This is a genomic window from Halomonas sp. HAL1 (genome assembly GCF_030544485.1).
In the GTDB taxonomy this organism is placed as follows: domain Bacteria; phylum Pseudomonadota; class Gammaproteobacteria; order Pseudomonadales; family Halomonadaceae; genus Vreelandella; species Vreelandella arctica.
In genome coordinates this window covers 2469356-2481494 of record NZ_CP130610.1, presented here as the reverse complement: position 1 = coordinate 2481494, position 12139 = coordinate 2469356, and the positions used below count along the sequence as shown (strand labels likewise).

The 12139-nt window shown below is 57.7% G+C and carries 13 protein-coding genes and 1 riboswitch; of the genes, 12 read left to right on the top strand and 1 reads right to left on the bottom strand.

Features of this window, described 5'->3' with window-relative positions; all coding sequences use genetic code 11:
- Positions 1-174 precede the first annotated feature (174 nt).
- The 12 genes from cobT (at position 175) to Q3Y66_RS11605 (ending at position 11229) form a co-directional block, all read left to right on the top strand.
- On the top strand, positions 175-1224 hold the full coding sequence (gene cobT, locus Q3Y66_RS11660) for a nicotinate-nucleotide--dimethylbenzimidazole phosphoribosyltransferase (protein WP_008956967.1): 1050 nt from the start codon (positions 175-177) through the stop codon (positions 1222-1224).
- Positions 1221-1925 (top strand): adenosylcobinamide amidohydrolase, encoded by a 705-nt coding sequence (locus tag Q3Y66_RS11655; RefSeq protein WP_008956966.1) that lies wholly within the window; start codon positions 1221-1223, stop codon positions 1923-1925. The genes cobT and Q3Y66_RS11655 overlap by 4 nt, the downstream gene beginning before the upstream one ends.
- Positions 1922-2926, top strand: coding sequence for an adenosylcobinamide-phosphate synthase CbiB (gene cbiB / locus Q3Y66_RS11650; protein WP_008956965.1), 1005 nt, complete (start codon positions 1922-1924; stop codon positions 2924-2926). The genes Q3Y66_RS11655 and cbiB overlap by 4 nt, the downstream gene beginning before the upstream one ends.
- Positions 2923-4026 carry a threonine-phosphate decarboxylase CobD gene (gene cobD, locus Q3Y66_RS11645; protein ID WP_008956964.1) on the top strand — a complete coding sequence of 368 codons (1104 nt, stop codon included), beginning with the start codon at positions 2923-2925 and terminating at the stop codon, positions 4024-4026. The genes cbiB and cobD overlap by 4 nt, the downstream gene beginning before the upstream one ends.
- Positions 4010-4561: a bifunctional adenosylcobinamide kinase/adenosylcobinamide-phosphate guanylyltransferase gene (locus Q3Y66_RS11640; protein ID WP_008956963.1), complete on the top strand. Its 552-nt coding sequence runs from the start codon at positions 4010-4012 to the stop codon at positions 4559-4561. Before cobD ends, Q3Y66_RS11640 begins: the two co-directional genes overlap by 17 nt.
- A 16-nt stretch (positions 4562-4577) precedes the next feature.
- A complete protein-coding gene (gene cobS / locus Q3Y66_RS11635; RefSeq protein WP_008956962.1) occupies positions 4578-5348 on the top strand; it encodes an adenosylcobinamide-GDP ribazoletransferase in 771 nt (256 codons plus the stop codon).
- Complete coding sequence (locus Q3Y66_RS11630; RefSeq protein WP_008956961.1) at positions 5285-5938, top strand: histidine phosphatase family protein; 654 nt, start codon at positions 5285-5287, stop codon at positions 5936-5938. The genes cobS and Q3Y66_RS11630 overlap by 64 nt, the downstream gene beginning before the upstream one ends.
- Positions 5890-6315: a bifunctional adenosylcobinamide kinase/adenosylcobinamide-phosphate guanylyltransferase gene (locus Q3Y66_RS11625; RefSeq protein ID WP_008956960.1), complete on the top strand. Its 426-nt coding sequence runs from the start codon at positions 5890-5892 to the stop codon at positions 6313-6315. Before Q3Y66_RS11630 ends, Q3Y66_RS11625 begins: the two co-directional genes overlap by 49 nt.
- A 67-nt stretch (positions 6316-6382) precedes the next feature.
- A riboswitch (cobalamin riboswitch) is annotated at positions 6383-6620 on the top strand.
- A gap of 143 nt (positions 6621-6763) precedes the next feature.
- Positions 6764-8584, top strand: a complete 1821-nt coding sequence (locus Q3Y66_RS11620; RefSeq protein WP_008956959.1) for a TonB-dependent receptor — start codon at positions 6764-6766, stop codon at positions 8582-8584.
- Positions 8565-9488, top strand: a complete 924-nt coding sequence (locus tag Q3Y66_RS11615) for a cobalamin-binding protein (RefSeq protein WP_008956958.1) — start codon at positions 8565-8567, stop codon at positions 9486-9488. Before Q3Y66_RS11620 ends, Q3Y66_RS11615 begins: the two co-directional genes overlap by 20 nt.
- The gene (locus Q3Y66_RS11610; RefSeq protein ID WP_008956957.1) at positions 9488-10459 is read left to right on the top strand and encodes an iron ABC transporter permease; all 972 of its coding nucleotides are present in this window, start codon (positions 9488-9490) and stop codon (positions 10457-10459) included. The genes Q3Y66_RS11615 and Q3Y66_RS11610 overlap by 1 nt, the downstream gene beginning before the upstream one ends.
- Positions 10459-11229, top strand: a complete 771-nt coding sequence (locus tag Q3Y66_RS11605; protein ID WP_008956956.1) for an ABC transporter ATP-binding protein — start codon at positions 10459-10461, stop codon at positions 11227-11229. The genes Q3Y66_RS11610 and Q3Y66_RS11605 overlap by 1 nt, the downstream gene beginning before the upstream one ends.
- 3 nt (positions 11230-11232) lie before the next feature.
- On the opposite strand, the gene Q3Y66_RS11600 is transcribed toward Q3Y66_RS11605, so the two are convergent.
- Positions 11233-12123 (bottom strand): NAD(P)-dependent oxidoreductase, encoded by an 891-nt coding sequence (locus Q3Y66_RS11600; protein ID WP_008956955.1) that lies wholly within the window; start codon positions 12121-12123, stop codon positions 11233-11235.
- Positions 12124-12139: the final 16 nt, after the last annotated feature.

The following is a 12139-nucleotide window of genomic DNA, read 5'->3' as shown; positions in this document are numbered from 1 at the left end:
TATTACCCGAATATGGGGCATCGAATTTTTCCCGCAAATGCGCGGATGAATCCAAAGAACCCCAACAGCTTGGTAGAGCCACCAGTGAAATAGCAAGTATAGCACTCAGGCTTTTGCTACCCTTTTGCGCGCTACGTTTAATATTTCTTGTCTACTCACCAAGTCGGAGCCTGCATGCACGCGATTCTTGACGACATTCAGCCAGTGAATTTTCATGCAGGTGAACAGGCGCGTCGCTACTTGGATACCTTGACCAAGCCGCCAGGCAGCTTAGGTGCCCTAGAGACATTAGCCATTCAGCTTAGCGCTATCACTGGCGAACTGAAGCCCAGCGTAATACCGCCGGCCGTTATTGTGTTTGCCGCCGATCACGGCGTTGCCGCGGAGGGTGTTTCAGCCTTTCCGCAAGCGGTGACTGCTCAGATGGTGGCTAACTTTGCCCATGGCGGCGCGGCGGTTAACGTGTTTGCCCGGCAGATTGGCGCACGTATTGAAGTGGTGGATGTCGGCGTGGCGAGCGATATCACGGCGGCTGGGGTGGTGAATGCCAAGGTATCCCGCGGTACCGCCAATATGGCAGTAGAAAATGCGCTGCAGCCTGAGCAAGCATCAGAAGCCATTAATGCAGGCGTGGCGGCGGTTGAACGGGCAATCAAGGCGGGGGCAAAGTGCCTTATAGTCGGGGAGATGGGTATTGCCAACACCACCGCCAGCAGCGCCATGTTAGCAGTGTTAACCGGCGAGCCGGTGGCAAGCCTAGTGGGCGCTGGCACGGGCATTAACTCACAGCAGCTAACCCATAAAGTGGCCGTTATTGAGCGTGCCATCGCGGCGCGCAATGCTGATTCGCAGGCGCCCTTAGAGGTATTGACCAAGCTGGGCGGGCTGGAAATCGCCGCCATGACTGGCTCGTATTTAGCGGCAGCAGCGCATCGGTTACCTGTGATTGTGGATGGCTTTATCGCTACCGTCGCCGCACTCACCGCCTGCCGGATGTGTCCCGCAGTGCGCGGCTACTTGATTTTTGGCCATCGTTCCCAAGAGCCGGGGCACGATGTCGCGTTACGTGCGCTAGACGCCAAGTCGCTGCTGGATATGGGCATGCGGCTAGGCGAGGGCAGCGGCGCGGCGCTAGCGTACCCCTTGCTGCAGGCGGCCACAGCGATGATGGCGGAAATGGCCACGTTTACCGATGCCGGTGTTAGCGATAAAGCTGCACTATGAGCACGCTATTGAGCACGCCGAAAACGCTTCCTTTTAACCAGCCATTAACGCTCTCGCAAAGCGAGCATTGCTTGGCGATTACCTCTCAGGTGCCGCTGCGCACTCTAAGCAGCGCGCTGATAGGCGATGGCTTTGGCAGTACGCACTGCTTTGCCAACTTTCATGTTGATAAAAATTACGCTGGGCGTACCCCCGTGGCGGATCTTAAAGCCTGGCTGGGTGCCCAGGGGTTACCTTCTTCATCAATTGCCATGATGACAGCCGTACGTTTAAGCAGTGCCTCCATCGTCAGCATGCCATTGGCGCAGTTAGACCATGGCGTAATGGCGCTGGTGACAGCGGGGGTGGGCAATGCGGTGGATATCACCGCGCTTCACTCACAAGATCCCCGCCTAGTAGCGGGCACTATCAACGTTTTTGTGTTTATCGATGCACAACTGACCGACGGTGCGCTAGTGAATGCGTGCTTGTCGATTACAGAGGCCAAGGTTAAGGCGCTCTATAAGGCTGGCGTTATCGATACGTATAGCGGTACAGCCGCCACAGGCACCTCTACGGACTGTGTATGTGTGGCGACCACTCAGCAAGGGAGGCAAACCCCGTATGCAGGTTCCGGCACATCACTTGGCCGAGCAATTGGAAGAGCGGTGTATCAGGCAACGCTAAACTCGCTAGCTTGCTCCAGCGAAGGATTAGTATGAGCGCGCCTTTCGAATTAACAGGCATCATCCTGGTCGCCCTGGCGATTGTGATTGATTTAAGCGTTGGCGACCCACGCTCAATACCGCATCCAGTGGTGCTGATCGGGCGGTTTATCAGTCGTTTTGAACAGCTGTGGAATCGCGGGACTGCGCAGCAGCGCAGAGAGTGCGGCTTCCTGCTGACGCTCATCGTGGTAGGCGGCGTGTGGAGTATCAGCTGGTTGCTGCTAGCAGTGTTGACGCAGTTGCACCCTGGGTTGGCATTGGTCGCCGAACTCTGGCTGCTCTCCACGACACTGGCGATCAAAGGTTTGGGCGATGCGGCCCGCGCGGTGGTAGAGCCGCTGACCAAGGGCGATTTTCCCGCCGCACGTCAAGCACTGGGCATGATTGTTGGCCGCGACACCCATCGCTTGGACGAAGCGGAGATTACCCGGGGCACTGTGGAAACCGTGGCGGAAAACACCGTGGACGGCATCACTGCGCCGCTGTTTTTTGCTCTTATTGGCGGGGCACCGCTAGCGCTGGCGTATAAGGCGGTAAATACGCTGGATTCGATGGTCGGCTATAAAAACCAGCGTTATGCTGATTTTGGTTTTGCCTCCGCGAAGCTGGACGATGTGGCCAACTGGGTACCCGCACGCTTAACCGCGCTGTGTCTATGGCTCGCTGGCCTGCTGCTGAGCACTTTTACTGTTTTAACGTTACGCTGGAAAGGTGCGCTACGTGGCACGTGTCGGGATGCGCCACGCCATCCCAGCCCGAACGCTGGTTGGCCGGAAGCCATGGTAGCGAGGCTTTTGGGTGTGCAGTTGGGCGGCACCAACTTCTATCAAGGTGTGGCTTCCCACCGTGCGACCCTGGGCGAGCCACTTGAGAAGCTGCGTGTTGCTCATATCGGCGCTACTATCCGTTTGATGCACGGCGCCTGGATGCTATTTATGTTGCTGTCAGTGGTCGTGATAATGGGGCTACTATTCATTTTTCAGGGGCTATTATGAGCAAATTTATATGGCCCAGCCACGGTGGCCAGGCCGAGGCACTATTAGCCCACTTTGGGTTGCCCGCCGATCATCGCCTGGACGACTTTAGCGCCAACCTCAATCCCTTGGGGCCTCCGGCGTGGGTTCGCGATTGGTTAGCAAAACAACTGACAGGTCTTGAACGCTACCCCGCGCCCGATTATCCCGCTGCTCGTCAGGCCATCGCCGCCCACCACCAGCTTCAGCCCGAACAGGTGCTGTTAACCAACGGCGGTGCCGAGGCCATCTTTCTGACCGCTGCGTTACATGCGGGTAAGCGAGCCGCCATACTGACCCCAAGCTTTGGCGAGTATGCCCGCGCCTGTCATGCCCACCGGCTGTCGATTAGCGAGATTCCACTATCCCCACTGGATTTCAGTCTGGATATTGATGCGCTGATAGCTGCGTTAAGCGATACCGATGTGCTGTTTCTATGTCGCCCGAATAATCCTACTGCAACGCTAATCGACTTCTCGACCATGGTGGTCTTGCTGGAGCACACCGCTGCTCTGAATTGTCGCGTGGTGGTCGATGAAGCCTTTATCGATATGGTGGATAACAATCAAGATAAGGCGCCGCTGACAACGTTATTGGCGCGCTACCCGAACCTAGTTCTGCTGCACTCCATGACCAAATTTTATACCCTGCCGGGTCTCCGGCTGGGCTACCTGCTGGCGGACGCAGCCACGGTTCAAGCGGCACAGGCCCACCAACCGCCATGGAGCGTTAATCACTTAGCGGCGGAACTGGTAGCGCCGCTGCTGGCGGATGATGCGTTTACCCGGCGCACTCAGCGGTGGTGGGCCAGTGAGCACCCAAGCATGACACAAGCGCTCGCTCAATTGGGGCTGGAAGTGGTGCCCAGCCAAGCGTGCTTTTTCCTGTTCCGCCCTGGGGCCGAACAGCGTGCAAGCGGTATCACTAGCGACGTGCTGTTTGAGCGCCTGTTGCGCCGGGGCGTATTGGTGCGCCATACGCATAACTTTGCCGGGCTTAATGGCGAATGGCTGCGAGTAGCGTTACGCGACGAGCCCGCCAATCGACGCTTGATAAAGGTGCTCAATGATTGTCTTCGTTAGCGGCGGGGCGCGTTCGGGTAAAAGCGATGTCGCCGAGCAGCAGGTAGTCAATGCATCGGGCAGTTCGCCCTGTTACTACTTAGCCACCGCAAACGTATACGACGTCGAAATGGCCGCGCGCGTGGCCCGTCATCGTCAATCTAGACAAGAGGAGTGGCAGGGCGCTCAGTGGAAAACGCTGGAGGAGCCACTTGCCATTGATCATGCGCTGGCTAAGGTGCCAAGTGGTAGCGCCGTGCTGCTGGATTGTTTAACGCTCTGGGCGAGTCAGGTGCTGTACGCCAGTGAGCTGAGCGAAGAGGAGGGCTTGTCGCTACTGGCAAGCGCACTTGCCGATACCCGAGAGCGCGACCTTTATCTAGTGATTGTTTCCAATGATATCAACGAAGCGTTGCCGCCCACGGATGCTGAAACCTGGCGTTATCTGGCGTTTCTTCAACGCGTTCACCGCTGGCTAGCGAAAGAGGCGGACTCGGTAATAGAAGTGGTGGCGGGATGCGTCATCGACTGGAAGTCCGCAAAGGCATTCTGTTAATGGAGGAGCTGTCGATTTGAGAAATGCCCTGTTCGGTCTTCTGCTGGCGCTGCAGTTCCTTACCCGCATCCCTTTTCCAATAGCCGTTCCCTGGATATCTGATACCCGACGCTGGGCAGTACGCGCCTATCCGTTAGTGGGGCTGTTGATTGGCGCTGTGCTAGCGCTAGTAGCGTTCGGAATGCACAACGTTCCCGCGCCGATTACTGCGCTGACATTACTAAGCATTTGGGTAGCGATTTCGGGTGGGCTCCATTTAGACGGCGTAATGGATATCGCCGATGCGCTGGGCAGTAATCAGCCCCTGGCTAGCCGTTGGGAAATCATGAAAGACCCGCAAATTGGCAGCTTTGGCATGTTGGCGCTGGTGTTTCTACTCGCTTGGAAGGCCGTGCTGCTGTGGGCACTGCTGGCTTATCACGCACCCTGGTGGTGGCTATTAGCAATCCCCGCGCTAGGCCGCTGGGCAGGCGTTGCCTTACTGGTGCTAACACCCTGCGCCCAGCAGAAGGGCTTGGCCTGGAGCTGGCAGCAGTCGCTTAGCGGCCAGGATGTGGCGCTTGCGTTGGTGCCGGTCTTGCTGATAGCACTGCTAGCGCCCGCGATAGTGTTGATGGTGCTAACGGTCACTGTTTTTGTGTTACTAATCCGCTGGCTATTGTTGCGACTGTTTAACGGAATTAACGGGGATATGGTGGGCGCCACCATTGAAGGAGGAGAGCTTTGGCTACTGATCTTACTGTGGAGCTGGTGGCAGTTCGCCACGGTATTACCGCTTGGAATTTAGAGCGTCGCTATCAAGGCCAGCGCGATATTCCGCTGCTGTTTCCTGACGCTGAAGTTGGGCTTCTAGCACTGCGCGACGCGTTGGTGGATGAGCGGTTTGATGCTATCTACTCAAGCGACCTTAACCGCTGCCAACAAACCCTGGCGTGGACAGAAGTCACAAAGGCTGGCGTGCCACTCACTCTTGAACCACGCCTGCGGGAACTCGATTTTGGCGAGTACGAAGGCAAGGTTTACGACGAGCTAAAAGACTTGCCGCACTACCGTGCCTGGATTGATAGCGTGGGCGAGCTGCAAATTCCTGGGGGCGAATCGGCGGCTCAACTGCGCGAGCGTCTTGATGCCTGGCTTTATGATTTGGCGACCAACTCTCTTGCCGATGGCCACAAAAAAATCTTGGCTGTCACCCACGGCGGCGTGATCCGTGAGCTACGTCGCCGCTTTGAGACGATCCATTTCTGGGACGGTACCGTGCTTCAAGCGCAAGGCAGGCGCTGGCAGCTTATTTATCAAAAAGACGAACATGGCAAAGGGGAATGGCAATGCAGCTCTTCATCGGCGGTGCCTGCGCTGGCAAACGCGACGCCGTAATTGCTCGCTTTCCCGAAGCGCAGTGGTGGCGGCTTGATGCTGCGCAGCCTTTCATCGATAGCCAGCAAGCGCTAGTCGCCAATACGCCGCTGATTATCACTGGCGTGCTTGAGTGGCTTGGCGTAGCCCTTGAACGTGATGATAACGATGCCCTGCGCCAGCAGTGGCAGCGCGAGATGATCCAGCTTTGCCAGCGCGCCGATGAGCTAAACGCGGCGTTAATCATGATCGCCACCGACGTCGGCCGTGGGGTTGTCCCCATGGAGCCGGAGCAGCGGCGCCTGCGTGATCTCAATGGCTGGTTCACCCAAGACGCCACCGCCCAAGCTGAACAGGTGTGGTATGTGCGCCATGGGTTGGTGATGGCGCTCAAGTAGCCACTGGCGGCTTTCCTGTGCGTGATACCCCGCTCCAATTCAATTGACCTCCCTTTGGCAAGTTGCTAGTTTACGCCCACTCTCAGGTGCTAGCGGTTAAACAGCCGCTAGTGAAACGGGAAGTTGGTGAACGCTTTGCGTGATTCCAACGCTGCCCCCGCAACGGTGATCGAGATAAGAACGGCTAATTACGCCACTGTGCTCACGCACGGGAAGGTGGTCGTTCGGAAAAGAGTGGCTCTGATCTTGCTAGAGACGCCTTTCGCTCGTCAGCCCGGAGACCGGCCCGAGAGTAATGGTTCTAACTGAACCAACCATGCCGAGACGCGGAGGGCGTTCTTAGGGCAGTGAACGGTAGCGCAACGCTATCGTTACTCCCTTGTTTTGCCCTGTGCTCGGTCAAAAAAACTGCGTTGTGCGGGTGAGCACGACGAGCAAGGGATCTCACATGAACCACCGTTTTCACACCACCGCCAAACGGGCGGCGTTTTGTATGGCTGCGTTACCGCTAGCCATCTCCTTTTCTGCCCAGGCCCAATATGCTGAAGCGACGACCGAATTAGCCGCGCTAGATCCTGTCGTTGTGACTGCTGCGTTAGCGCCCCGTACGGCTAACGAAAGCCTTTCATCTGTTAGCGTGCTGGACGAAGCTACTTTCCGAAATCAAGACCCCACCAGCCTGACGGATCTTCTGCGCGGCCAGCCGGGCGTTGATGTCACTAGCAACGGTAGCTTTGGCAAAAGCAGCAGCGTTTACCTGCGTGGGGCGCCTAGCGATGCCTCCGTGCTAATGATTGATGGCATTCGCCTGCGCTCTGCCACGGCAGGCGGTGCCGCGTTTCAGTATTTAGATCCACGTATGTTTGACCGCGCTGAAATCGTGCGCGGCCCGCGCGGAAGCCTTTACGGCGCAGATGCGGTCGGCGGTGTCATTCAGCTCTTTACACCTGATGGTGACGAGGAAGGCCCGCAACCTCGAATGTCAGTCGGCGGTGGTTCATTTAATACCCAGCGGTTAAGCGCAGGCGTTTCTGGTCGCGAGGGAGGCACGCGCTACAGCTTTGCCGGTAGTCATTTCAATACCGACGGCCAGCCCATTCGACGGGGTGGTGAAGACAAAGGCTACGACAACACTTCTGCGCTGGCCCGTGTTGCGCATACCTTTGAAAGCGGTGCTGAAGTTGGTGTGCTGGCGCTGCGCGCTCGCGGTAACAATGAATATGATGGCGGAGAGAATGACTTCGTCCAGCAGGTGGCAGGTATTTACGGCGAGCTGCCGGTAACCGATACCTGGCGCAGTCGCGTCACCCTTAGCGAAGCCCGGGATGAGCTGGACACCATCGATAATTTCGGTGGATCGGTGATTGACACCCGCACCCAAACCGCACGCTGGCAGAACAATTTTCAGTTTGGCGCTCATGAATTAATTGCTGGCGCTGAAATCAGCGAAGACCGCGTTTCAAGCACCAATGATTTTGATGTCACCAGCCGCGATAACACCGCTGTGTTTACACAAGGTCTGCTCGACTTTTCTCCGTTCGCCATTCAAGCAAGCCTGCGTTACGACGACAACGAAGCTTATGGCGATGAAGTCACCGGCAGTTTGGCGTTGGGTTACGACCTGGATAATTATCATACGCTGCGCGCTAGCGTAGGCACCGCCTTTAAAGCGCCAAGTTTTAATGACCTTTATTGGCCGAATTCGGGCAATCCTGATCTCAATCCTGAAACGTCTGAAACCGTTGAGGTAGGCGTTCGCGGCCAATACAGCCAGTGGTTCTGGGACTTGGCCGCCTTCCAAAACGACTACGATGATCTGATTGCCTGGGCACCGACGCCCAGCGGATTATGGGCGCCGCAAAACGTCAATCATGCGCGTATTCGCGGTGCTGAGCTTTCCAGTGGTGTCGAAATCAGCGACTGGACTCTGCAAGCTGCGTTTACCTACCTGGACCCAGAAGACCAGGATACCGGCAATCGGTTAGCCCGTCGCGCCACCCAAAGTGTACGTTTGGATGCCGACCGCGAGCTTGGCGATTGGTCGCTGGGTGGTTCCTTAGTGGCGCAGAATCATCGCTACGACGATGCCGCCAATACCCAGCGTTTGAATGGCTATGGCCTGGTTAACCTGCGGGCAGGTTGGCAGTTTGCGCCTCTCTGGACGGCGCGTGTTACGGTAGAAAATGCCTTTGATAAAGAGTATGAAACGACGAGTGACTACATCAACGCTGGCAGAGCAGGGTTCTTGAGTGTTCACTTTGGTCAATAAAAAGAGTGGATTAGCGCGCGGGGCCTTGGGCCTCGCGCTGTTATTGATGACATCGGTGGCGCTGGCACACGATCACTCACGCTGCGCAGTGGATGATCGTGACCGAGAAGTCTGCCTTCACAATGCTGCTCAGCGAATTGCCACGCTCTCGCCTGGCGCAACCGAGCTGACCTATGCGGCTGGCGCGGGGAATCAGGTAGTCGCCGTCGTTTCGTATAGCGACTATCCCCCGGAAGCCAAACAAGTAGCCTCGGTGGGTAGCCATACCCGGATTGATTTGGAAAAGCTGGTGGGCTTGGCGCCGGATTTAGTGATTGGTTGGATAACCGGCAACCCCGCTGAACAGCTTGAAACCCTCGAAGCCTTGGGCATGCCGGTGTTCTATATTGAGCCTCGCGATATGGATGGCGTGGCTAGCGCCATCGTACGCTTGGCGAGGCTGGCAGGAACGGAAACGGCCGGGCAGGCGGTGGCCGATAATTTCCGTACGACCATGAATGACCTGGAAGAGCGTTATCGAGACCGGGAGCCGGTGCCTACCTTCTACCAAGTCTGGGATGAGCCATTAATGAGCGTTAACGACCAGCATCTTATTGGCCAGGTGGTTGAGATTTGTGGCGGTGAAAATGTGTTTGGCGAGCAAACGCGCCTTGTGCCGCGGATCGATGATGAAGCGGTACTGGCGGCGAATCCTGAAGCGATTATTGCCGGGGGCATGGGCGAAGAGAATCGCCACTGGCTGACCCACTGGGAGCAGTACCCTAACTTGAAGGCGGTTGCGGAAAATAACCTTTTCTTTGTGCCGCCTTCACTGATTCAGCGGCCCACGCCGCGCCTGATGGAGGGCACTCAGCTCCTGTGTGAAAAGCTCGACATCGCCCGCCAAAAACGTGAGCGCAGCTAATGCTAGCGCGCCTGGGTCTGCCGCTTAGCCTGCTACTTCTAGCGGCGCTGGCAGCGCTACTCTTAGCGCTTGGCATCGGCAGCGCGCAGATTTCTCCTGCGCAAATTTGGGACTTATTGCAAGGCGAAGGCGATGCTCTGGCGCGCACGATGGTGATGGAGCTGCGCTTGCCCAGAGCGCTCTCGGCGTTTGCCGTGGGCGGTTTGTTGGCGGTAGCGGGGGCGTTGATGCAGGTGCTACTGCGCAATCCCCTAGCAGACCCTTATGTACTCGGACTTTCCGGCGGTGCCTCTATAGGCGCATTGGCGGCCATGCTCGGTGGGTTAGGCGGGCTGGCGATTTCAAGCTCGGCGTTTGGCGGCGCGCTATTTTCGACGTTTTTAGTCTTCGGCTTGGCCCACGGCAGCGGCGGCTGGACGCCTTCGCGGCTGCTGCTCACTGGCGTAGTCGTTGCCGCGGGGTGGGGCGCAGTGATAACGCTAATGCTGGCGTTAAGCCCCGCCGAGCGCCTGCCGGGCATGCTCTACTGGTTGATGGGCGATCTCTCCTACTCACGTACACCGTGGCCGCCGCTACTGCTATTACTGGCCACCTGCGTGGTGTTGATTCCGCTTGGGCGTAGCCTAAATGTGCTGGCTCGGGGCCCGCAGCAAGCCGCCGCGCTGGGTGTTGCGGTTCGGCCGCTTGAGTGGTGTATCTACGTTGCCGCTAGTTTACTGACCGCCGCTGCAGTCACCACCGCAGGCAGTATTGGGTTTGTGGGTTTAGTGGTGCCCCATATGCTGCGTCTGCTGTTAGGTAACGACCAGCGGCTGATACTGCCCGCCTGTGCACTGGCGGGAGGCACGCTGTTAGTGCTGGCCGATACCCTGGCGCGCACCATGATCGCCCCGGAACAGCTGCCCGTTGGGGTCATCACTGCGCTATTAGGCGTGCCCACCTTCCTGTTTCTGCTCTACCGGAGCCGCTGATGAGCGTACTGGCTACCCGCGATCTCATCATCGATGTGCCCGGCCGCGAAGGCGGCACCCCACTTAATATAACCATCGAACCAGGCCAGGTTTGGGGTGTGTTAGGACCTAACGGTGCGGGTAAAACGACGCTATTACATACTCTGGCCGGGCTTAATGCGCCGCGTTCAGGCAGCGTTCAGCTTAACGAGTCGGCGCTTGGTCAGCTGCGCCGCCGCCACGTCGCTCAGCGATTAGGGTTGGTGTTTCAAGACCGCCAGGATGGCTTTCCCGCGACCGTGCTGGAAACCGCGCTGATCGGTCGTCATCCCTATCTCTCACCGTGGCAGATGGAGGGCGCCGATGACTACGCCCGAGCGGAAGCTGCCCTTGAACGACTGGATGTAGCGCACCTGCGCGACCGCTTAGTGAGCACGCTTTCCGGCGGTGAGCGCCAGCGAGTAGCGATTGCCACCGTGCTGACCCAGGCACCCAATGTGTGGCTGGCGGATGAACCGACTAACCACTTGGATCTACATCATCAGAGTGCCGTGATGGCGCTAGTGGCCGACCAGGCCGCCCAGGGGCAGGCGGTCATCATGTGCTTACACGACCTAAACCTTGCTGCCCGCTGGTGCGACCATGTGCTACTGCTGTATCCCAACGGCGAGGCGTGCTGGGGCCCACGGGATAGCATGCTGGTGCCCAGTGCTTTAGAAAGCCTCTACCGCCAAAAGCTAGCGGTGGTAGAGGTGGATGGCGCGCCGGTGTTTGTGCCGATAAAAGGATAATGCCTACTGCGCCAGCTCATCCCGCCAGGAGTGGCGCGGGGTAAAACCGACCAGACGGCGGGCCTTTTCGATGCTGTAGAAGGTCTCGAATTCACCCATCTCGCGCTTGATAGGCACTCCGGCGTAGAAGCGCTCGATCGCCTGGGCGTTGGTTAGGCTAACCGACAGATCGTCATTGGCGACGTTGAACACTTGATAGCCCAGGCCATCTGTCTTCAGGCAGCAATCGACCATCTGGCCCAGGTCGCGGGCGTCGATGTAGGCGAATATATTGCGGCGGCGCAGGGCAGGATCATCCATGTAGGCCGGAAAATTCTGCCGGTATTCGTGGGGCTCGATAACGTTGTTGATGCGCAGGCCGTAGATATCGATGCCGGAACGAGCCTGGAAGGAGCGCGCGGTTACCTCGTTGACGACCTTGCTCATGGCGTAGCTGTCTTGAGGCACGGTGGGGTGCTCTTCATCAATGGGGAGGTAGTCCGGTTTCTTCTCGCCATCGGCGAAACAGACGCCGTAGGTGGTCTCGCTGGAAGCGAAGATGACCTTGGGAATGCCCAGTTTGGTGGCGGCATCCAGCACGTTGTAGGTGCTCAGCGTATTGATGCGGTAGGTCTCGTTATCCGGCCGGTGCAGGATGGCAGGGATAGCGGCGAAGTGCACAATGGCATCATAACGCGGTACGCCGGTGCCCGGTTCAAGCTCGTCTAATCCGGCATAAGCATGGCAGGCATTGAACACTTGGCCTGCATCGGTCAGATCGGTTTTCAGGGTGGTGATGCCGGGCACGTCAGACGTCACCCAATCCAGATTGGTGACTCGATGACCTTGATCGCGAAGATAAGCAGTGGCATGGCGGCCAGCCTTGCCACTGCCGCCAGTAAACAGAATACGCATGCGGTAACCCCGGTTG

Excerpts from the sequence above, each read along its gene's own strand:
- Q3Y66_RS11610 (WP_008956957.1), top strand. The coding sequence starts at position 9,488 with ATGCTAGCGCGCCTGGGTCTGCCGCTTAGCCTGCTACTTCTAGCGGCG.
- cobD (WP_008956964.1), top strand. The coding sequence starts at position 2,923 with ATGAGCAAATTTATATGGCCCAGCCACGGTGGCCAGGCCGAGGCACTA.
- cbiB (WP_008956965.1), top strand. The coding sequence starts at position 1,922 with ATGAGCGCGCCTTTCGAATTAACAGGCATCATCCTGGTCGCCCTGGCG.
- Q3Y66_RS11605 (WP_008956956.1), top strand. The coding sequence starts at position 10,459 with ATGAGCGTACTGGCTACCCGCGATCTCATCATCGATGTGCCCGGCCGC.
- cobT (WP_008956967.1), top strand. The coding sequence starts at position 175 with ATGCACGCGATTCTTGACGACATTCAGCCAGTGAATTTTCATGCAGGT.
- Q3Y66_RS11600 (WP_008956955.1), bottom strand. The coding sequence starts at position 12,123 with ATGCGTATTCTGTTTACTGGCGGCAGTGGCAAGGCTGGCCGCCATGCC.
- Q3Y66_RS11625 (WP_008956960.1), top strand. The coding sequence starts at position 5,890 with ATGCAGCTCTTCATCGGCGGTGCCTGCGCTGGCAAACGCGACGCCGTA.
- Q3Y66_RS11620 (WP_008956959.1), top strand. The coding sequence starts at position 6,764 with ATGAACCACCGTTTTCACACCACCGCCAAACGGGCGGCGTTTTGTATG.
- Q3Y66_RS11640 (WP_008956963.1), top strand. The coding sequence starts at position 4,010 with ATGATTGTCTTCGTTAGCGGCGGGGCGCGTTCGGGTAAAAGCGATGTC.
- Q3Y66_RS11655 (WP_008956966.1), top strand. The coding sequence starts at position 1,221 with ATGAGCACGCTATTGAGCACGCCGAAAACGCTTCCTTTTAACCAGCCA.